The 19,963-nt window shown below is 59.9% G+C and carries 18 protein-coding genes and 1 pseudogene; 8 read left to right on the top strand and 11 right to left on the bottom strand.

Translation table 11 applies throughout. The features are described 5' to 3' along the window. Positions 1–19: 19 nt before the first annotated feature. The 5 genes from AC1DYF_RS25085 to AC1DYF_RS25065 form a co-directional block, all read right to left on the bottom strand. On the bottom strand, positions 20–220 hold the full coding sequence (locus AC1DYF_RS25085; RefSeq protein WP_477879590.1) for a hypothetical protein: 201 nt from the start codon (positions 218–220) through the stop codon (positions 20–22). A 232-nt stretch (positions 221–452) separates the two neighbouring features. Next, on the bottom strand, positions 453–995 hold the full coding sequence (locus AC1DYF_RS25080; RefSeq protein WP_477879588.1) for a hypothetical protein: 543 nt from the start codon (positions 993–995) through the stop codon (positions 453–455). A gap of 193 nt (positions 996–1,188) precedes the next feature. Continuing rightward, positions 1,189–2,238 carry a YcjF family protein gene (locus tag AC1DYF_RS25075; RefSeq protein ID WP_477879586.1) on the bottom strand — a complete coding sequence of 350 codons (1,050 nt, stop codon included), beginning with the start codon at positions 2,236–2,238 and terminating at the stop codon, positions 1,189–1,191. Further along, the gene (locus tag AC1DYF_RS25070) at positions 2,235–3,695 is read right to left on the bottom strand and encodes a YcjX family GTP-binding protein (RefSeq protein ID WP_477879584.1); all 1,461 of its coding nucleotides are present in this window, start codon (positions 3,693–3,695) and stop codon (positions 2,235–2,237) included. Before AC1DYF_RS25070 ends, AC1DYF_RS25075 begins: the two co-directional genes overlap by 4 nt. 48 nt (positions 3,696–3,743) lie before the next feature. Then, a complete protein-coding gene (locus tag AC1DYF_RS25065) occupies positions 3,744–4,253 on the bottom strand; it encodes a SixA phosphatase family protein (protein ID WP_477879582.1) in 510 nt (169 codons plus the stop codon). A 339-nt stretch (positions 4,254–4,592) separates the two neighbouring features. Here AC1DYF_RS25065 and dksA point away from each other — a divergent pair, with 339 nt between their 5' ends. The 3 genes from dksA (at position 4,593) to AC1DYF_RS25050 (ending at position 7,264) form a co-directional block, all read left to right on the top strand. Continuing rightward, positions 4,593–5,012, top strand: a complete 420-nt coding sequence (dksA, locus tag AC1DYF_RS25060) for an RNA polymerase-binding protein DksA (protein ID WP_477879580.1) — start codon at positions 4,593–4,595, stop codon at positions 5,010–5,012. Between the two features lie 262 nt (positions 5,013–5,274). Then, a complete protein-coding gene (locus tag AC1DYF_RS25055) occupies positions 5,275–6,558 on the top strand; it encodes an O-acetylhomoserine aminocarboxypropyltransferase (protein WP_477879578.1) in 1,284 nt (427 codons plus the stop codon). Between the two features lie 235 nt (positions 6,559–6,793). Beyond that, positions 6,794–7,264: a nucleoside deaminase gene (locus AC1DYF_RS25050; protein ID WP_477879576.1), complete on the top strand. Its 471-nt coding sequence runs from the start codon at positions 6,794–6,796 to the stop codon at positions 7,262–7,264. A 41-nt stretch (positions 7,265–7,305) separates the two neighbouring features. Here the strand turns inward: AC1DYF_RS25050 and AC1DYF_RS25045 are convergent, their stop codons facing one another. Next, positions 7,306–9,447, bottom strand: a complete 2,142-nt coding sequence (locus tag AC1DYF_RS25045) for a bifunctional diguanylate cyclase/phosphodiesterase (protein ID WP_477879574.1) — start codon at positions 9,445–9,447, stop codon at positions 7,306–7,308. Positions 9,448–9,960: 513 nt separating this feature from the next. Continuing rightward, complete coding sequence (locus AC1DYF_RS25040; RefSeq protein WP_477879573.1) at positions 9,961–10,107, bottom strand: DUF1127 domain-containing protein; 147 nt, start codon at positions 10,105–10,107, stop codon at positions 9,961–9,963. A 279-nt stretch (positions 10,108–10,386) separates the two neighbouring features. Here AC1DYF_RS25040 and AC1DYF_RS25035 point away from each other — a divergent pair, with 279 nt between their 5' ends. Continuing rightward, positions 10,387–10,734 (top strand): cupin domain-containing protein, encoded by a 348-nt coding sequence (locus tag AC1DYF_RS25035; RefSeq protein ID WP_477879572.1) that lies wholly within the window; start codon positions 10,387–10,389, stop codon positions 10,732–10,734. A gap of 107 nt (positions 10,735–10,841) precedes the next feature. Here the strand turns inward: AC1DYF_RS25035 and AC1DYF_RS25030 are convergent, their stop codons facing one another. From AC1DYF_RS25030 to AC1DYF_RS25020, 3 genes are all read right to left on the bottom strand, one after another. Then, positions 10,842–11,330 carry a GNAT family N-acetyltransferase gene (locus tag AC1DYF_RS25030; RefSeq protein WP_477879570.1) on the bottom strand — a complete coding sequence of 163 codons (489 nt, stop codon included), beginning with the start codon at positions 11,328–11,330 and terminating at the stop codon, positions 10,842–10,844. Then, positions 11,327–11,608 (bottom strand): type II toxin-antitoxin system TacA family antitoxin, encoded by a 282-nt coding sequence (locus AC1DYF_RS25025; protein WP_477879569.1) that lies wholly within the window; start codon positions 11,606–11,608, stop codon positions 11,327–11,329. The genes AC1DYF_RS25030 and AC1DYF_RS25025 overlap by 4 nt, the downstream gene beginning before the upstream one ends. Before the next feature lie 127 nt (positions 11,609–11,735). Beyond that, on the bottom strand, positions 11,736–12,194 hold the full coding sequence (locus AC1DYF_RS25020) for a MarR family winged helix-turn-helix transcriptional regulator (protein WP_477879567.1): 459 nt from the start codon (positions 12,192–12,194) through the stop codon (positions 11,736–11,738). A 140-nt stretch (positions 12,195–12,334) separates the two neighbouring features. On the opposite strand from AC1DYF_RS25020, the pseudogene AC1DYF_RS25015 reads away from it, so the two are divergent. Next, positions 12,335–13,146, top strand: a pseudogene (locus tag AC1DYF_RS25015) (SDR family NAD(P)-dependent oxidoreductase). Between the two features lie 3 nt (positions 13,147–13,149). Here AC1DYF_RS25015 and AC1DYF_RS25010 read toward each other — a convergent pair. Beyond that, the gene (locus AC1DYF_RS25010; protein WP_477879565.1) at positions 13,150–14,394 is read right to left on the bottom strand and encodes a cytochrome P450; all 1,245 of its coding nucleotides are present in this window, start codon (positions 14,392–14,394) and stop codon (positions 13,150–13,152) included. A gap of 388 nt (positions 14,395–14,782) precedes the next feature. On the opposite strand from AC1DYF_RS25010, the gene AC1DYF_RS25005 reads away from it, so the two are divergent. The 3 genes from AC1DYF_RS25005 to lon all read left to right on the top strand — a co-directional run bounded on the left by AC1DYF_RS25005 (position 14,783) and on the right by lon (position 19,771). Then, positions 14,783–15,412, top strand: coding sequence for an ATP-dependent Clp protease proteolytic subunit (locus AC1DYF_RS25005; protein ID WP_477879563.1), 630 nt, complete (start codon positions 14,783–14,785; stop codon positions 15,410–15,412). A gap of 295 nt (positions 15,413–15,707) precedes the next feature. Continuing rightward, a complete protein-coding gene (gene clpX / locus AC1DYF_RS25000; protein ID WP_477879562.1) occupies positions 15,708–16,985 on the top strand; it encodes an ATP-dependent Clp protease ATP-binding subunit ClpX in 1,278 nt (425 codons plus the stop codon). A 365-nt stretch (positions 16,986–17,350) separates the two neighbouring features. Continuing rightward, on the top strand, positions 17,351–19,771 hold the full coding sequence (lon, locus tag AC1DYF_RS24995) for an endopeptidase La (protein ID WP_477879560.1): 2,421 nt from the start codon (positions 17,351–17,353) through the stop codon (positions 19,769–19,771). Positions 19,772–19,963 lie beyond the last annotated feature (192 nt).

Below are 19,963 nucleotides of genomic sequence, written 5' to 3'. Positions count from 1 at the left end.
GTGGTTGGCAGGGGAGAAATTACTTGGATTTCATCAATTCCGCCAAAAGGGTCATGATGATACCGACGGCGGAAAGGAGCAGGATCAGCGGCCAGGTAATGGCAAGGATAGCCAGCCAGAAGACGTCGACATTGTCCATGTTGTCCGGCGGTGTGGCCGTCACCGCCAGTGCGAACAGGATCATCGCCACGATGATCCAGATGAACAAGACATCTTGCAATATCCGTCCGTTGCCTCCTGCGATACTGCTTGTCGGTCGCTGATCTGAACGCGCGCAGTCATCCGTTGTTCCAGGGCCGGGCTGAAGCCCATCCCTCAATCCCTTTGTACTGGCGTTGAAGTAAAAAACGCAACAAACATTCCGTCAGCGAGCTCTCGCCGTGTCTGCGGTTATTCCTCGGTGAAAATAGGTATCGCCCGACGAACTGATGCCAATGCGGCGGCGCCGTCGATTACTTTATCGAACCGACGGCAAGTTCTTCCGAGTCACGGTTGAGCGACATGCCGATCACCGGAATCATCTGGTCTTCGACCTTGACGGAAATCGTCACCGTCATCGTGTTCTTGCCCTGCAGGCGGGCGATCATGGCGCCGTTCAGCTTGGCGCGCGTGAGCGCCACAACCATTTTCTGGCCGGTGACATTGCCTGAGATGATGTCGAGGCCGGTGCCGGCGGCACCATCCAGGAACTGGCCGCGGTAAGTGTGGCCAGCGGCGTGGATGACTGCCTTCATCGGCTGCTTGAACACGCCGACGCGGCAATAGCCATCGAGCGTGATGCCCGTGGCCTTTTCCTCGGTCGTGCCTGACAGAGAGCAGTTGAACTTCGTGCCCTTGTACTTGCCGGCGACGATCTCGCCCGGGCCGCTCCATTGGCCGGAGACATTTTCGAAGAAAGCCTTGTCGCGGCTGGCTGCGTGGGCTGGAAGGGCGCCAAATGTCACCATGGCGACGGTCGCCAAGCCAACGGCAAACGATGTCACACGGGCAAACATGGAGCTTCCTTTCAACTCAGCTGCGAACTCAGCACAGGGGGCAGTCTTGGCCGATAATGGTTAATGGAGTGTTTCCTGTAAAACATAAATGGCTGCGCCGGGCAATGCCCTGCCGTAAAGGAATGTTAGCAGTTGCTGTCACGGATTATGAAAACTTTAATCGATGCGCAAGTTCTTGTGCAGATTGTGCCGTTCAGGCTGGCGGCTTTGTACTTTGGCCCGCCGTCAGGTCCGCAAGAAAATCACCCACGCCTGGTCGTCTGACGGCCTTGAAGGGCAGGGGACGCAGAAGATCCATCGCCGCGATGCCGATTCGCGCCGTCATCAGGCCGTTGATGACACCTTCACCGAAGCGGGCAGAGATTTTCGATGCGATGCCGTGGCCGAGCAGCTGCTGCACAATTCCATCACCTACGGCAATGGAACCGGTCACCGCCAGATGCGCAATGACATCGCCGAACAGACGGATCATGCCGATCCGGCCAGGCCGTGTTCCATAAGTCTCGGCAATGGCGCGGATCAGCCGCGCCGCTTCGTAGATCACATAGCCGAGATCCACCAGCGCCCGCGGGCTCACGGCGGTGACGATCGACACCCGCTTGGCWGCCGCCAGGATCTGCGCGCGCGCCTGCCGGTCGGCGGGCTGCAGTAATTCGAGCTCGGCAAGGCGCAGCAGGCCATCGGAATCGATGACATCGCCGGCAGTGGCGTCGAGCGCGGCGCGTCCTTTGGCCGTCTCCGCCATCGACGAGGCGAGCTTTACGAGCTTGGCGACGACGGCCCGCGCATGCGCCGGCTTCCGGTCGTGCCCGGCAAGCTCAGCTTCCTGTTTCAGCGCTTGCACCGAGGCAAGGCGCCTCAGCCCGATCAATTCCCGCCCGACCATGCCGAGCAGCGCCAGCACCGCCAGCGCCGTCACGCCGACTGCCGTATAGCCCAGCCAGTCGGCACGGCCGAAGAGATCGCGGATCAGCGCATCGATCCAGATCGCCAGCGCCGCCGAGATAAGCACGCCGATCGCCGAGACGAAGATCGACATCAGCGGCAGCCGCCGCCGGCGGGGCAGGGCGACAGCGTCTTCCGGCTCCGGCTCGCCGAAGAATGGGTCATGCTTGTCCGGCGTCAGTACGATATCGGTGTCGAAGGCGCCCGGCACCCGGATCGTTTTCGGCGCGGATGGATTGGGTTCGTCGAAACTGAACGCCTGCGGCCGCCGCGGCGTCTTGCCGTTGTCCTCGCTCATGCCAGCCGGTCTCCGATCAGGAATTGCAGCGCCCGGTCGAGGCGAATCTGCGGCAGCGACAGTTTGATGCCGCCGCCGGTATCTTCCAGTTCCGGCGGCCGGAAGCGCACGACATTGATATGCGGCCCGTCACCTGGCGCATCCGAGAAATAGATGTCGGGGTTTTCCGGAAGGTCGCCGGGGAAGATCGCGGTCTTGCGTCCGCCGTCAAACGTTTCAGCGCCGATCCGTTCCCCCTCGATTGGCGTGCCGACGATCACGGGCAGCATTTCGCCGTCGCGGGTGACGCTCGCCTCGCGCGTGGCGCGGACGGAGGCAAGGGCGATGACCTCGATGCCGGCGCCGGAACGGCCGATCCGGGTGACGGCGCGATCGACGATCCGCCGGGTGATCGCTTCCAGCCGATCATGGCTTTCATGATGCAGATGATCGGCCTTGGTGGCGGCCACCAGCACGCGGTCGATGCGGCGGGTGAAGAAAGAAGACAGGAAGGAATTGGTGCCGGGCCGAAACGAGGTCAGCACGTCGCCCAGCGCGCCTTCGAGGTCGGCGATCGCCTCAGGACCGCGATTGATCGCCTGCAGCGTGTCGACCAGCACGATCTGCCTGTCGAGCCGGGCAAAATGCTCACGGAAGAAGGGTTTCACCACATGTTTCTTATAAGCTTCGAAGCGGCGCTCCATCATGGCTACGAACGTGCCCTTGGCGGGCCGGTCGTCGCCGAAATTGACAAGCGGTGCGAAGGTCAGCGCCGGCGACCCATCGAGATCGCCGGGCATCAGGAAGCGGCCTGGGGCCAGCGCCGAGAAGGAATGCTCGTCGGCCTTGCAAGCCCGGAGATAGGTGGTGAAATCGGCGGCGAGATCGCGCGCCAGCTCTTCATCGGCCGGCAGGTCCGGTGTGATTGCCTTGGCGCGCGCCAGCCAGGCTTTCGCCAGCGGCTTGCGGGCGCCCGTGCCTGCCTTTGCCGCCGCCTGTTCGGAAAATGTGCGAAAATCCTGTTCGAGCAGCGGCAGGTCCATCAGCCATTCGCCGGGATAGTCGACAATATCGATCGACAGCCGGCCGGCCGAAAACATCCGCGACCAGGCGCTGGCGCTTTCGAACTCGATCGTCAGTCTGAGTTCCGAGATCGCTCGCGTCGAATCCGGCCAGAGGCGCTTCTGCACCAGCGCCTTGATATGATCCTCATATTGAAAGCGCGGCACGGCATCGTCCGGCTGCTCTTCGAGCTGCGCCGCCTTGATGCGGCCGGCACGCTGGGCTTCCAACAGCGGCAGTCGCCCGCCATTCAACAGATTATGGATCAATGCCGAGATGAACACGGTCTTGCCGGCGCGCGACAGGCCGGTCACGCCAAGTCGGATCGACGGGTTGAGAAAACCCCTTGTCCGATCGGCCAGGTTTTCGAAGGCGATGATCGCATCGTCGGTAAGCGTGGTCGGCGAAGGAGGCAAGATGTTTCCCGGCTCTGGTGATATCCGGCAATATAGGAAGGAATGGTGTCAGGTCAAAGCCGGCATCAGCAGGGCTGCGGGCACGCCGCTATGCATCGCCAGATCGGCGGTCACCGGGCGGTGAAAATCAAGGGCGAAAAAGCCGGCGGTCGGAAAGCCGTAGGCCAATCCCACGCCGATCTCGCTCTCCACGGCCAGCGACCGGGAAAGCGTTTCGATCGTCGGATTGTGACCGACGATCATCAGCCTCTCGCCATCCATGAAGGTGCGGATCTTTTCCAGATAGGCTTCCATGCCTTCGGAATAGAGGCTCCGATCGTAGCCTGCCCATAGGCTGCCGAACACGTCGAGGAAAGCCGCCGTCGTCTCGGCACAGCGCCGGGCGGGCGAGGAGATGATGCGTTCAGGCACGAAGCCCGCGGTGAAAGCCTGTAGCGCCACGCTACGCGCTTCGGCGAGCCCGGCCGCGTCGAGCGGGCGATCGAAGTCACTGCCGCCCGGCATGGCCCAGGCCGCATGCGCGTGCCGCACGAGATAGAGGCGGAACACGTCCCCCATTTCCGAAAACTCCCCCGCATCTTTCAGAACCGGATTCTCGCCAATGAACGCCACTTATCCACACCCTTGCGTGCTGGTCAATGATGCGACAGGGTGTTTCATTCACGACCAATTGTGTCGTCATGGTACTGCCGGCCACGTATCTCGAGATCTTCTCGCCAGCAGCTGGCACGCCTGGGAAAGCGGCGAGACAAGATGCTAAATTTAACAAAAAAATAGCCACTTAGCACGGATTCATGTCAGATTTAAAAATCGCAAAACATGTTCTTTAAGCTTGAATCACCTAACCTCTGGAGCTATAGAGCCGCGTTATGCGGGTTGTTCTTCAGGAGAATCGCGTTGAGTGAGAATATTGATCTTACGAACTATGTTCCCTCGGAAACCGAAGAGTTCATGAACTCCCGACAGCGTGCATACTTCCGATCCAAACTGACTGCCTGGAAAAGCGATATCCTTCGAGAAGCGCGCGAAACCCTCGACCACCTTGCTGAAGAAAGCGCCAACCACCCGGATCTCGCCGACCGCGCCTCCTCCGAAACAGACCGTGCGATCGAACTCAGAGCCCGTGACCGCCAGCGCAAGCTGATCTCCAAGATCGACGCCGCCCTGCAGCGCATCGAAGACGGCACTTACGGCTACTGCGAGGAAACCGGCGAACCGATCAGCCTGAAGCGTCTTGACGCCCGCCCGATCGCTACCCTGTCGATCGAGGCCCAGGAACGCCACGAGCGGCGCGAGAAGGTCTATCGCGACGAGTGAGCGCCGGCCGTTCGTCGGACTGCTTGGCAACGCCTTTCATCGTCAATTTTCTCGTTTGCGGATCGCTTGTTGCCCGCCCGCTGAAATTTGATTCCAGGGTATTTTCGCTGTCTCCAGTTACGAGCTTCATTATTTCCGACTATTTCGCTAAACACGATATTTTGAGAAGATTTTTTCCTGCGTGAAAAAGTTTGATCGTGGCGCAGACTTAACAGGCGAGATGGAATGGCTATGATCGCCCCCGCACAAACGGGAGGTTTTCATGAGCAAGGACAATCCGGGTTTCTCGACGCTTGCAGTGCATGCCGGCGCCCAACCCGATCCGACCACCAAGGCGCGGATCACGCCGATCTACCAGACCACCAGTTTCGTCTTCGACAATGCCGATCATGCTGCGGCGCTGTTCGGACTTCAGGCCTTCGGTAATATCTACACCCGCATCATGAACCCGACCAATGCGGTGCTTGAGGAGCGGGTCGCTGCGCTCGAAGGCGGCACGGCGGCGCTGGCCGTCGCCTCCGGTCACGGTGCCCAGCTCTTGATTTTCCATACGATCATGCGGCCGGGCGACAATTTCATCGCCGCGCGGCGCCTCTATGGCGGCTCGATCAACCAGTTCGGCAATGCCTTCAGGAGCTTCGACTGGCATGTGCGCTGGATGGACACTGACGATCCGGCCTCGCTCGAAGCCCTGGTCGATGACAAGACCAAGGCGGTGTTCATCGAAAGCCTTGCCAATCCCGGCGGCACGTTCGTTGATATCGCGGCGATCGCCGAACTGGCCCACAAGCATGGCTTGCCGCTGATCGTCGACAACACCATGGCGACGCCCTATCTCATCCGGCCGCTGGAGCACGGCGCCGACATCATCGTGCATTCGCTCACCAAATTCATGGGCGGCCATGGCAATTCCATGGGCGGCGTGCTGGTTGACGGCGGCACCTTCGATTGGTCCAAGAGCGGCAAATATCCGATGCTGTCGGAGCCGAGGCCCGAATATGCCGGCGTCATGCTGCACCAGACGTTTGGCAATATTGCCTTTGCCATCGCCGCCCGCGTGCTAGGCCTGCGCGATTTCGGTCCGTCGCTGGCGCCGCTCAACGCTTTCCTGCTGTTGACCGGCATCGAGACCCTGCCGCTCCGGATGCAGCGGCACTGCGAGAACACGCTTGAAGTGGCCAAATGGCTGAAGACCCACCCAAAGGTCTCCTGGGTCAACTATTCCGGCCTGCCGGATGATCCGAACCATGCGCTGCAGAAGCAATATTCGCCCAAGGGCGCTGGCGCGGTGTTCACCTTCGGCCTCAAGGGCGGCTATGAAGCCGGAAAGACCTTTGTCGAGAGCCTGAAACTCTTCTCGCATCTCGCCAATATCGGCGACACCCGTTCCCTGGTCATCCATCCAGCCTCGACCACGCATCGGCAATTGACGCCGGAACAGCAGGCGGCGGCCGGCGCAGGCCCGGACGTCGTGCGCCTCTCCGTCGGCATCGAGGACGTGTCAGACATCATCGCAGATCTGGAACAGGCGCTGGAACAGGCGTGATGCGGTTCTCCATGAATGTCTGAACCATCGCCAACTACCCTCGAACTGGCAGGTCGATTCTGCGGCCTGAAATAGACGAATGCGGGCGGTCATCGCGGGTTTTGCCTGAGATACCGTCCGCGACGCTTTCTTTGACGTCCATTCAGGTCGCCGACTTGAATCTGACTTGCAGCCCCTTGGAAATCTATCCGATTCAAGACAAAATGATCCCGCTCCAGCTTTTGGGAAGGTTCTGATGGAAAACCACGAGCCATTTTTACGCGAGGCGATTGCACTCTCGAAATCCGCAATGCAACGCGGTGACGAACCGTTTGGCTCGGTGCTGGTGAAGGACGGCGAAGCAATCCTGCGCGCCGAAAACAGCGTCTTCACCGGCCACGATATGACGAACCACGCCGAGATGAACCTTGTTAAACTGGCGGCGCAGCACTACGACACCGCTTTTCTCGCTGACTGCACGCTTTACACCAGCACGGAGCCGTGCGCGATGTGCTCCGGGGCGATTTACTGGTCTGGCATCGGGCGTATGGTGTTTGCATGCTCCGAAGCACGGCTTGGCGAGATCGCCGGAATCGGGTTGAACGTGCCGAGCCGGGCGGTGTTGCAAACCGGAGCGCGTATTGTCACTGTGGTTGGCCCAAACCTAGAAGACGAAGCCGCCGAAATACATCAGGAATTCTGGCCGAAGCATCTGGGCAAGGCTTAGAGCCTCGGCGCTTGTCACGGGCGGCAGCGGCGGCAGGAATGTCACCCTGTGCGCAAGGCGCGGGGCGTGTCGAAATATCTCGACGTGATTTCCTCCGCACTCGCAGGCCGGCCGAAGAGATATCCTTGCAATTCGTCGCACCCCGACAGCCTCACAACCGCCGCCTGTTCTTCGGTTTCGATACCTTCCGCCGTCACCGGAAGGCGCAGCGCGGTCGCGAGCGCGATTGTCGCATGCAGCACCGCGCCGTTGCGATCATCATGGTCGAGCGCCACGATCAGGGATCGATCGATCTTCATGCGATCGAAGCCGAATTCACGCAGCGCGCCGATGCTGGCAAAACCGGATCCGAAGTCGTCTAGCGCGATTTTGATGCCGAGTTGGCGGAGTGCGCCGAAGGCGCGTTTGGCCTGATCCGGATTGGAGATGAGGACACCTTCGGTCACCTCGATCGTCAGCCTTGCCGGATCGAACGCCGCCTCGGCCAGGATATCCCCGACCTGCGATGCGAAATAGGGATTCCGCAGTTGCAAGGGCGAGACGTTCACGGCCACGCCGATACCCGGCCACCGCGAGGCTTCACGGACCGTGGTGCGGAGGACTTCGAATCCGAGCTGGTCGATCAAGCCGGCCTTTTCAGCAACGCGGATGAACACTTCGGGCGAGACGTCGCCGCGTGTGGGGCTTTTCCAGCGTGCAAGCGCTTCAAGGCCGCGCACCTGCCGCGTGGAGGCGTCGATGAGCGGTTGGAAGACGGCGCGCACCTGGCCTCGCGACAATCCCTGCCGGAGTTCCTGCTCCAGCTCGGCATTCTTTCCGGCATCCTCATCCAGGGAAGGGTCGTAGCTCACGGCAGTCCCGCGGCCCATGTCCTTCGCCCGATAGAGCGCAAGGTCCGCCCGTCGCAAGAGCTCGGGCGCATCCAGGGCTGCGTTCAAAGTTTCGGCGGTTCCAACGCTGCCGCTGATCTCGATGGTGCGCCCGTCAACGACGAACGGTGTCGACAGGCAGCGCAGAATGTCGATCGCGATGGAGCCTGTCTTCTGCTCTTCGGTTCTGGCGATCACCGCGAACTCGTCTCCGCCAAGCCGGGCAATCGCTGAGCCCGCGGGCAATTGGTCCACCAGACGATTGGCGACTGCTTTGATCAGTTCGTCGCCGACAGCGTGTCCCCAGGCATCGTTGACGGGCTTGAAACCATCGAGATCAAGCATATGCAGGCCGATGGCGCGTGGCTCTGAATCGAGAGCGGTTTCGATCTGCTCGAGACATCCCGCCCGGTTCCACAATCCGGTCAGGGCGTCATGTTTTGCCTTGTAGTTCGATGCCCGTTCTCCACTCTTCACCGCGCGGAACGCCGTGAAGCCGACAACCGCCACCGCCGCCAAAAGCAGGATCAGAACCACGCTGGCGCCGATGACGATCGGCCTGACACGGAGGTAGCTTGCCGTACCTGGATCGACATGGGGCCAGGTGAAATATGCAATCTCGCGCCCCTTGATGTCGTCGACGCCGGCATAGAGATCACGCTCCTTGTCGACAGCGCTTTGAAGGGTCAGCCCGTCAATGGTGAAGGTCCGGCTGACGTCGGTCACGACCTTCGCGGTGAACTGTTTGGAGAAGACCAGCACCTTCAAACTGGCTGGATCGACCTTCACATCGTAGGCGGACGGTTGAATGGCGGCTGCGCCGATAATCGCCACGCCATCCGCTGTTCTAATGAAAGCCACGGGAAGGCCGTCGCGGTTCGGGTCCGGTCGCCGGGCGGCTGCGAGAAGCTCATCAAGCTTTCCGAGATAATAAGCATCGGGATCTGTGAGCACCGCTCCCTTGTGATAGGCGATCAGGGGCTTGCCGACAGGCTCGATGACCATCGCAGTGTCGTAAAGCGGATAGTCCGCGGTGGTCGAGCCCCAATTCTCGGTCGCCCAGTCCGCGGCACCCGAAGTCTTCATCTGCCGATAGGCGTCGTCCCAATAGGCATTGTCGCGTACCGTTGCCCCGAGCTGTTTTTGCAATGCGCGCAACGCGCCTTTTGCCGCGGTCACTGCGCGAGCGTCGTCGATGGCGTCGGCTGTCGACGCCATGGAACCGAAGGCTCCGGAGACAATGTAGCCGAGAACGGTCAGCGTCGCGAGAAACACGGCCGAGGTCGCCAGGACCGCCGCGAGACGAAAATTCAACTTAGTCTTGGAAACCGACGCCATAGGTACACCAGTATTGTAGTCGCCCTATACCACATGGGCACCAGTCGGCATCATGCCCGTCAAGCGCTGGTGGGGTAAGTTATCGTTGACTACGTGAATCTGGAGTTAAGAACTGACGGTACGCAAGGGTACAAAGCATCTGCCATCGACCAAGCTTGGCAAAGCCTTAACAATTTGGAAACGCAAGAGGCGCCCGATCCCCGCGAGGAGAGCCTTGATCATCCGACAGTCGGCGATCCCAGCCACTCGGCGGCATCAGCGATGGCCGGTTCCGGCATAAAGCGGGACGCGGTGAAGCCGTTCAAGAGACTACGACACGATCTCTTGCGCCCCCTGAGCAGGATTCCTGGACGCTCGCCTCTGACAAGGCTCCACCGCAATGCTCGAAGGCCTGCGCGGCATTGGATACAAAAAACCCCCGAAGTTGACATCCAACGTTCGGGGGCAATTCATGAGAGCGGGGTTCCGCAATCGATGCGCCCTGACCTGTTAGCGGGCGGCTTTCGCCCGCACCAGGGCCGGGATTTCGTCCCGGCTGATGCCCAGATCCTGCAGGGCGTGGCTATTCAGGCGGCCGAGTTCGGCAACGGTGCGGCGATAGGAAAGCCAGTTGTTGAAGCTGCGTGCGACGTTCATGATGATCCCCTTTCGTGGGCTCTGGTGACGTCGGCAACCTCATTTCCGGTCCGGCGTCTTGATGACACTGATATGGGGAGTGCCCGCTGCCGGAGTAGAAGCGTAAGTTTCAATGCACCTATGCAAATGACGCATGTCGGCGCGCCAAGCTATGAGTGTCCCAGCATCTCGCTCCGGTATGAAATGGCGGCTCACTCCAGCCGCACTCTTGCGCAGACCATATCTGGGGCGATAGCTTGCGCATCATCGGTAACAGGCAGGTAATGCAACGGACGATCAATGAAGAAAAAAGCGCTCTCCTTTGATATTTCCGCCATCAGCCCGGAAACCGGCGCCCCCGCCGTAGACCGGTTGATCGCCGGCAATCCGGTATTCACGACCTGGAACATCGAAGAGGCCGAGGGCGGCCTCTATGCCGGCATCTGGCAGGCCACGCCGGGCAAATGGCGGATCGTCTACGACGAGTGGGAATATTTCCATGTCCTGCAAGGCCATTCCGTCGTCACGGAGGATGGCGGTGAGGCGATTCACCTTAAGGCGGGTGACAGCCACATCCTGCGCCCTGGCTTCAAGGGAACATGGGAGGTGCTTGAAACGACGCGGAAGGAATATGTGATCAGGCTTTGATCGCGGGCTTATCTTTTTTGTTTTTTGCGCAGGTCGTTATCTGAAACCGGAGCCACTTTCGGGTCGCATGTTGCAGTGCGTGCCGGGCGCCGGACATCGAGAGGCAATTACGTCGGGGTGCTGGACCTTTGGAGCAGCAGAAAATAGGTGAGCGAACGGATTGGCGACGAAATGAAGCCAGCCCGCTCGTAAAGCCGACCTGCCTTCTCATCGATCGCGTGAACGAGCAGCGCCCGGATGCCGGCGATCTCGGCTGCTTGCAGCGTGCGAAGCACGGCGTCGCGGAGAAGATCGGAGCCAAGGCCTTGCCCCTGCAATGCCTCGTCGATTGCCAGGCGTCCCAGGATCATGACCGGCACTGGATCGGGCATGTTGCGCCGAATCTTGCCAGGTGCCTCTGAAGCCGCGACATTGCCTGTTGCGAGCGCATAGTAGCCGACGACGCGTTTACCCTCGGCGATGACATATGTGCGGCTGGCCCCCGTATCCTGATTGGCCAATGCCCGGCGCAAGAGCCAGTCATCAAGCGCAAGGTGGCCGCTTGAGAAGAGCGCAACGTCGACGTCGGCTGTCAAAAGGACTGGCGCGGATATCATTTTTCCCAGGCGGGCTTGCGCGCCAGAAGCGCCTCGAGCGCGGGATTGGGACGCGGCGGCGCATCGAGCGCGGTGGTGAACGCCTCCCATTGTGCGGCATCCAGCATGAATAGCCGCTGATCATAAACAGTGTCTTCGGCTGCCTTCCGCACGGTGTCGAGGATGAAATCGGTGCGGGTCTTGCCCGCGACCGAGGCCGCGCGATCGATCAGTCCGAGCGTGTCGGGCGAAACGCGAATATTGATGTTGTCACTGCGGGAAGTACCGGTGCGGGCCATGGTCAAACTCCTGCCCACAATGTAGAAGCAGGCCACAATGGTGTCAATACAATGTGCGCACGAATATTAAAGATGTAGCATTATCAAATGTTTGTAACGACCGCTGTCAAATCTGTTACAGCGGACATCAAGTCCCCTGATCCTTCTCGAAAGCCTCGGCAAATTCCGGCGAGGAGATGAAAGCCAGAACGTTCCGGATTTCGGTTGATTTCTCGGCGCCGAAAACCCTGTCGAAACGGTTCTGGGCAACCCGCCATTTTGCCACCAGCTCTTCCTGCTTGGCTTCACCGAACGCCGTCAGTCGCACGCGCTTGACACGCCGGTCATCGGCATCGGCGATCATTTCGACAAACCCGTCGCGGATCAGCGGCTTGACCGTATGGCCGAGCGCCGAAAGGTCCATCCGCATCGTCTCCGCCAAGGCCTTCATCGACGGCTGGCCATCGTAGCGGATCTGGCTCAACAGGCTGAACTGCGTGCCTTTCAGGCCCGTATCGCCCATGGCGCCCTCGTAGAGCTGGCCGAGTTGGCGCGCGGCGCGGCGGATCGCGCTGTTCGTGCAATGCATCCAGATGGCGTCGGGCATGGTGGGCACTCCTTTACGCTTTACCTATCCGGTTGGGCGGCGCATCGGAAACAACAAAAATTCCGTTGGCGCCCTTGCCATTCAAAATTTCCCTTCCGATATAGTGGCATATGCCAGTAAATTCCAGAAGGAGAGAAATCATGGCACGGACAGCGAATTTGGGTGTGGCGCTCGTGACCGGCGCCTCGGCCGGCATCGGCGCGACGTATGCAAGGCAATTGGCGGAGCGCGGCTACGACCTTCTGCTCGTCGCCCGCGACGTCAAGCGCCTGGAAGCGCTTGGCGCGGACCTGGCAGAGGCGTTCGGCATCAAGACCGAGGCCTTGCCCGCCGATCTCTCCGATCGCGACGAGGTCAGGAAAGTCGAAGCCAGGCTTCGCGCCGATCGATCGATCACGCTGCTGGTCAACAATGCCGGCATCGGCCCCAACGGGCCGGCCCTTTCCAACGATATCGACTATCTGGACCGGATGATCGCCATCAATGTCTCTGCCGTCAACCGGCTGGCGGTGGCAGCGGCGCAAACATTTGCCGAACGCGGCAAGGGCGCCATCATCAACATTGCATCGGCCGTGGCCATCGTGCCTGAACGTTTCAACGGCACTTATAGCGGCTCGAAATCCTTTGTGTGGCGCAGACGCTGTCGCTTGCCGCGGAATTGCAGGGCAAGGGTGTTCGCATTCAGGCGGTACTTCCCGGCTATACGCGCACCGAGATTTTTGATCGCGTCGGCGGCTCGATCGACAATCTGCCACCCGAAATGGTGATGGATGTCGAGGACCTCGTCGCTGCAGCACTCGCGGGCTTCGACCAGGGCGAACTTGTCACGATCCCGTCCGTTGAAGATGCCGGCCTCTACCAGGCTTTCGAGACTGCCCGCGGCGCGCTGGGCCTGCAGGGCTCGCGCAACAAACCCGCCAGCCGCTATGGCGTCAGCAAACAGGCGGCCTGAGTCTTACCAGGCGAGTTCCAGCCGTTCGAGCCCGTGGAAATGATAGACATCTTTGACCGCGGGCTCGGCGGCAAGCCGCATCTGTGGCAGCCGTTCGAACAGGATCGGCAGAGCGATCTGCATTTCGAGTCGCGCCAATGGTGCGCCGATACAGAAATGGATGCCGGCGCCGAAGGACAGGCTCGTGCCCTCGTCGCGGTCCGGCCGAAAGGCGAGGGGGGTGCTGAATTTCCTCGGGTCGAGATTGGCTGCGGCGAGGATCAGCCCGACCTCGTCGCCCTTTTTCAGCTCGATACTCTCGAATTCCACATCTTCAAGCGCCCAGCGCTTGAAGATGTGGACCGGCGCGGAAATGCGAAAACTCTCCTCGACCGTCAGTTCCGTCGCGCGGGCATCGGCAAACAGCGTTCGTGGATCGCATCCCGATTTCAAGATAACGTTCACCGCATTGCCGATCTGATGGACCGTGGCCTCATGGCCGGCATTCAGCAGGACGATGGCCGTGGACACCAGTTCGTCCTCGGTCAGATATTGTCCGTCACGGGCCGGTGACAACATCAAAGTCAGCAGGTCGTCTTTGGGGTCGGCGCGTCGCTCCGCGGCCAGCCCGACGATATAGCCGGCGAATTCCTTTGCCGCCTTGTTGGCACGATATTCGTCTTCCTCGGTCTTGCCGAACATATACATGCGCACATAGTCGTGGCTCCAATCGAGCAGTTGCCGGCACATGTCTTGCGGCACGCCGATCATGCTGGCGATGACGGTGACGGGGATGATCTCGGCAAACGAGGCGAGCAGTTCCGTGCCGCCATTCTTCTCGAACCCGTCGATCAGCTGGTGGGAAAGGGCCGCGATCTCAGGCCGCAAGCGCTCGATATTGCGCGAGACGAAAGCGCGGTTGACCAGCGTCCTCAGCCGCGTGTGTTCCGGCGGCTCGATGGAGAGCAGCGACTTCGATTCCGACCGGTCGAAATCGGCAAGATGCGGCGAGGGCTCCGGCCAGCCCAGATCTTCTCGGCTCATGACATGGGTGATCTGCCGGCCGAAGCGACGGTCGCGCAGCATGGCATTCACGGCATCATAGCCGGTGAAATACCAATGCCCTTGCTCCTCCCACCAGAAGGTCGGGGAGAGGGCATGCATGGCCGCATAGCCCTTGTTGGGTTCGCGGTAGAAGGCGGGATCGCGAGCATCAAGCGAAAGGCGGCGAGTTGCGGGATCGAAGGTGAGGTAGGAAGGCTGGGTCATGGGGCCAATCTGTTATCAACGATTGGCGGGCAACGGAAGACGGGCCTGCACCCTACATACGGGAGACCGTTGTGCCACCTGATGGTCACCAATGACGAAGATGTGGCTAAACTCCTATCCGAGCCAGGAGGTCATCCCAACGACAATTCCAAGATCTGACACATGTCAACTCTTTGAAGACATTTATCCTTTCTTCACCGTCCGACACAATTCCGGTGCAAGCTTGCGTCATTGTAATCCTCATTTAAAGCCGAATCGGACAGGGATACCCGGCAAATTCCCGGTATGGCTTGAAGTCCATGGATCGGACACTCTATGTATGGGAAGAATAAAGAGGATGATTCCCGGAAATCCTGAGCGTTCGGGACAGTTTGTATGAAGGATGGATATGAGAGATCCGATTGAAACGACCATGGCGATTATCCCGCAGGTCATCGAGCAGACCAATCGCGGCGAGCGGGGCTGGGATATTTTCTCGCGCCTCCTCAAGGAGCGCATCATCTTCCTGATCGGCCCGGTCGACGACACCATGGCGGCGCTCGCCTGCGCCCAGCTGCTGTTCCTCGAATCGGAAAACCCGAAGAAGGAAATCGCGCTCTACATCAATTCGCCCGGCGGCTATGTCACGGCCGGCATGGCGATCTACGATACGATGCAGTTCATCCGTCCGCCGGTCTCGACGCTCTGCGTTGGCCAGGCTGCGTCGATGGGCTCGCTGTTGCTGACGGCCGGCGCCACAGGTTCGCGTTTCGCCACGCCCAATGCCCGTATCATGGTGCACCAGCCTTCGGGCGGCTTCCAGGGCCAGGCGTCGGATATCGAGCGGCATGCCCGCGATATCCTGAAGATGAAGCGCAGGCTCAACGAAATCTACGAAAAGCACACCGGCCGGCCCTATGAGGAAGTCGAGCGCGCGCTCGATCGCGACAACTTCATGACGGCGGAAGAGGCGAAGGACTGGGGTCTCATCGACCGCGTCATCACCTCGCGTGTCGAGAACGAAGGCGGCGAGGAGTAGGAAACGTTCAAAACCCCGTCATTTTCCCTGTTCTTGACAAGATTGTCGTGGAAAGGGACTTTGCGGAAGAGGGTATGGGCGTTAAAGATACGTATTAAGCCTATGTTGAAGATTTGTGACATAGGCTTCCCCTGAAGCAGGGGGAGTTGTTGCTGCGTCCGGGCATCCATGTATGATGTCCATAGCAAGCTCCCCGAAGCCTCGTGTAACAGCGGATCTGCCGCTTCATGCCGGGGTGTCAAATTTGACCCCGCGTTGCCAACGCCCGGTCGCGGCGTGCTGGAAGGAAAATGAAATGAGTAAAGTCAGCGGTAACAGCGGCGGCGATTCGAAGAACACGCTTTATTGTTCATTCTGCGGCAAAAGCCAGCATGAAGTGCGCAAGCTGATCGCCGGCCCGACAGTTTTCATCTGCGACGAATGCGTCGAACTCTGCATGGATATCATCCGCGAGGAAAACAAATCCTCGATGGTGAAGTCCCGCGAGGGCGTGCCGACGCCGCAGGACATCATGAAGGTGCTCGACGAATATGTGATCGGCCAGAAGCAGGCCAAGCGCATTCTCTCGGTCGCCGTCCACAATCACTACAAGCGCCTGGCGCATGCGACGAAGAACCAGGATATTGAGCTTTCAAAGTCCAACATCCTGCTCGTCGGCCCGACCGGCTGCGGCAAGACCTATCTCGCCCAGACGCTCGCCCGCATCATCGACGTGCCCTTCACCATGGCCGATGCCACGACGCTCACCGAAGCCGGTTATGTCGGCGAAGACGTCGAGAACATCATCCTGAAGCTCCTGCAGGCGGCGGACTACAATGTCGAACGCGCCCAACGCGGTATTGTCTATATCGACGAAGTCGACAAGATCAGCCGCAAGTCCGACAACCCGTCGATCACCCGCGACGTGTCGGGCGAGGGCGTGCAGCAGGCGCTCTTGAAGATCATGGAAGGCACGGTTGCCTCTGTCCCGCCGCAGGGCGGCCGCAAGCATCCGCAGCAGGAATTCCTACAGGTCGACACGACCAACATCCTGTTCATCTGTGGCGGCGCTTTCGCCGGCCTCGAAAAGGTGATCTCGGCCCGTTCGGAAAAGACCTCGATCGGCTTCGGCGCCAAGGTCGCCGCTCCGGATGAACGCCGCGTCGGCCATGTGCTGCGCGACCTCGAGCCGGAAGACCTGGTGAAGTTCGGCCTGATCCCGGAATTCATCGGCCGTCTGCCTGTTATCGCGACGCTCGAAGACCTTGATGAGGACGCGCTGATCTCGATCCTGTCGGAGCCGAAGAACGCGCTCGTCAAGCAGTATCAGCGCCTGTTCGAGATGGAAGACGTGGAACTCACCTTCCACGAGGACGCTCTGCGCGAAATCGCCAAGAAGGCGATCGTGCGCAAGACCGGCGCCCGCGGCCTGCGCTCGATCATGGAAAAGATCCTGCTCGACACGATGTTCGAACTGCCGGCACTCGACGGCGTTCAAGAGGTCGTGATATCAGAGGAAGTCGCCAAGGGCAGCGCCCGCCCGCTCTACATCTATGCGGACCGGCGCGACGAGAAGGCTCCGGCCTCCGCCTGATTGCCTGCGAAACATTGGATTTGCGGAAAGGCCCGGTCAATCCGGGCCTTTTGCATTGCATACGATGTAAATAACTCGATTTATTCAGAAAAATTCGTTTGCTCCGGCTGGCCGGAAGCGTCAAAGTTTCGATTGATTCCAGGCGTCGAATGCGAGGCTCACCACGTTTGCGCAAGCCTCGCAACATTTGGATCGCCTAATGTGAACTGTGAATTGTGACAGCTGTTTGACAGAGGTCATTGCTCCGGGAGTTGAAAGGCTTGAATTGCATAGCTCAGATATCCACCTGTACCCCAACACAGGCTGGATCGCTGAGACGCTACAGAAGCCGGCGGCCGTAAGGGCCTGGAATGAAAGGGAAAGAAATGACCAAAAAAACATTCCCGACGGAAGGAAATGTGCAGAACTACCCGGTCCTGCCGCTTCGTGACATCGTTGTGTTTCCGCATATGATCGTGCCCCTGTTCGTCGGCCGCGAGAAGTCCATCCGCGCTCTCGAAGAGGTTATCGGCACTGATCGGCAGATTCTGCTCGTCACGCAGAAGAACGCCACGGACGATGATCCGCAGCCATCGGCTATTTTCGACGTCGGCACGGCTGCCAACGTCCTGCAACTGCTCAAGCTCCCCGACGGCACCGTCAAGGTTCTGGTCGAAGGCCGCAGCCGTGCGCGCATCGAAGAGTACACTGATCGTGAGGAATTCTACGAAGCCGCCGCCGTCGTGCTGGCCGAGCCGGAAGAGGATGCCGTCGAGATCGAGGCCATGTCCCGTTCCGTCGTCTCCGAATTCGAGAACTATGTGAAGCTCAACAAGAAGATTTCTCCGGAAGTCGTCTCCGCCGCCGGCCAGATCGATGACTATTCGAAGCTCGCCGACACGGTCGCTTCGCACCTATCGATCAAGCTGACCGACAAGCAGGAAATGCTCGAAACCGTCTCCGTCAAGGGCCGCCTGGAAAAGGCGCTCGGCTATATGGAAGGCGAGATCTCGGTCCTGCAGGTCGAGAAGCGCATCCGCTCGCGCGTCAAGCGCCAGATGGAGAAGACCCAGCGCGAATACTATCTCAATGAGCAGATGAAGGCCATCCAGAAGGAACTGGGTGACGAGGAAGGCCGTGACGAAATGGCCGAAATGGAAGCGCGGATCGCCAAGACCAAGCTTTCCAAGGAAGCCCGCGAAAAGGCCGATGCCGAATTCCGCAAGCTCAAGCAGATGAGCCCGATGTCGGCGGAAGCCACCGTCGTGCGCAACTATCTCGACTGGCTGCTGGGCCTGCCCTGGGGCAAGTTCAGCCGCATCAAGACCGACCTGGCCAATGCCGAAAAGATCCTCGACCAGGATCATTTCGGTCTCGACAAGGTCAAGGAGCGCATTGTCGAATATCTCGCCGTCCAGGCCCGCTCGACCAAGATCAAGGGCCCGATCCTTTGCCTGGTTGGTCCTCCCGGCGTTGGTAAGACCTCGCTTGCCAAGTCGATCGCCAAGGCGACCGGCCGCGAATATGTCCGCATGGCGCTCGGCGGCGTGCGCGACGAGGCTGAAATCCGCGGTCATCGCCGCACCTATATCGGCTCCATGCCCGGCAAGGTCGTGCAGTCGATGAAGAAGGCGAAGAAGACCAATCCGCTCTTCCTGCTCGACGAAATCGACAAGATGGGCATGGACTTCCGCGGCGATCCGTCCTCGGCCCTGCTCGAAGTGCTCGATCCGGAACAGAACTCCACCTTCATGGATCACTACCTGGAAGTGGAATACGACCTGTCGAACGTGATGTTCATCACCACCGCCAACACGCTGAATATCCCGGCGCCGTTGATGGACCGCATGGAGATCATCCGTATCGCGGGCTATACCGAAGACGAAAAGCTGGAGATCGCCAAGCGGCATCTGCTCTCCAAGGCCATGCGCGACCACGCGCTACAGCCGAAGGAGTTCACGATCACCGATGAAGCGCTGATGGAAGTCATCCGTGCCTATACGCGGGAAGCCGGCGTCCGCAACTACGAGCGCGAACTGCAAAAGCTCGCCCGCAAGGCGGTCACCGAGATCCTGCGCAACAAGGTGCTGTCGGTCGAGGTCACCAAGGACAACCTGGCGGGCTATCTCGGCGTGCCGAAGTTCCGTCATGATGAAGCCGACAAGGAAGACCAGGTCGGCGTCGTCAATGGTCTGGCTTGGACCGAAGTTGGCGGTGAGCTGCTCACCATCGAAGGCCTGATGATGCCCGGCAAGGGTCGCATGACCGTTACCGGTAATCTGAAGGACGTGATGAAGGAATCGATCTCTGCGGCCGCATCCTATGTCCGCTCGCGGGCGCTCGATTTCGGCGTCGAGCCGCCGCTGTTCGAGAAGCGGGACATCCATGTCCACGTTCCCGACGGCGCGACCCCGAAGGACGGTCCGTCTGCCGGTATCGCAATGGCAACGGCCATTGTCTCTGTCATGACCGGCATTCCGGTGCATCACGACGTGGCAATGACGGGTGAGATCACCTTGCGCGGCCGTGTGTCGCCGATCGGCGGCCTGAAGGAAAAGCTGCTGGCGGCTCTGCGTGGCGGCATCAAGAAGGTGCTGATCCCGATAGACAACGCCAAGGACTTGGCCGATATCCCGGCCAATGTGAAGAACAATATGGAGATTGTTCCGGTCTCGCGGATGGGCGAAGTGCTCGAACATGCGCTGCTGCGCCAGCCGACGCCGATCGAATGGGACGAATCTTTCGACACAGCGACTGCCAAGGCAGCCGCTGCCACGGACGATGCGGGCGTCGCGATAGCCCACTAAACTGTTCTTCGTGCCAGAATGGCGCAAAAAAACCGATGGCCGGTCTCCTGACCGGCCATTTCTTTATGGAAAACAGCGTAAAAAGGCTGGATTTGCCGGGTTTTTGCTGTATCAGAGTTGCGGCCGGGCCACCGATAATTAATGTGCCCAGAATTATACGATTCGTTTCAAACCAACTACGAAAGGGGTGGA

It is taken from the genome of Rhizobium sp. P2_G9 (assembly GCF_056403475.1).
Note: the sequence above shows the minus strand (reverse complement) of the source record. Positions and strands in the feature narration are given on the sequence as shown.

Coding starts and splice junctions, on each gene's coding strand:
- AC1DYF_RS25035 (WP_477879572.1), top strand. CDS start 10,387: ATGAAGAAAAAAGCGCTCTCCTTTGATATTTCCGCCATCAGCCCGGAA.
- AC1DYF_RS25005 (WP_477879563.1), top strand. CDS start 14,783: ATGAGAGATCCGATTGAAACGACCATGGCGATTATCCCGCAGGTCATC.
- lon (WP_477879560.1), top strand. CDS start 17,351: ATGACCAAAAAAACATTCCCGACGGAAGGAAATGTGCAGAACTACCCG.
- AC1DYF_RS25020 (WP_477879567.1), bottom strand. CDS start 12,194: ATGCCCGACGCCATCTGGATGCATTGCACGAACAGCGCGATCCGCCGC.
- AC1DYF_RS25050 (WP_477879576.1), top strand. CDS start 6,794: ATGGAAAACCACGAGCCATTTTTACGCGAGGCGATTGCACTCTCGAAA.
- clpX (WP_477879562.1), top strand. CDS start 15,708: ATGAGTAAAGTCAGCGGTAACAGCGGCGGCGATTCGAAGAACACGCTT.
- AC1DYF_RS25025 (WP_477879569.1), bottom strand. CDS start 11,608: ATGGCCCGCACCGGTACTTCCCGCAGTGACAACATCAATATTCGCGTT.
- AC1DYF_RS25065 (WP_477879582.1), bottom strand. CDS start 4,253: ATGGGGGACGTGTTCCGCCTCTATCTCGTGCGGCACGCGCATGCGGCC.
- AC1DYF_RS25080 (WP_477879588.1), bottom strand. CDS start 995: ATGTTTGCCCGTGTGACATCGTTTGCCGTTGGCTTGGCGACCGTCGCC.
- AC1DYF_RS25030 (WP_477879570.1), bottom strand. CDS start 11,330: ATGATATCCGCGCCAGTCCTTTTGACAGCCGACGTCGACGTTGCGCTC.
- AC1DYF_RS25010 (WP_477879565.1), bottom strand. CDS start 14,394: ATGACCCAGCCTTCCTACCTCACCTTCGATCCCGCAACTCGCCGCCTT.
- AC1DYF_RS25040 (WP_477879573.1), bottom strand. CDS start 10,107: ATGAACGTCGCACGCAGCTTCAACAACTGGCTTTCCTATCGCCGCACC.
- AC1DYF_RS25055 (WP_477879578.1), top strand. CDS start 5,275: ATGAGCAAGGACAATCCGGGTTTCTCGACGCTTGCAGTGCATGCCGGC.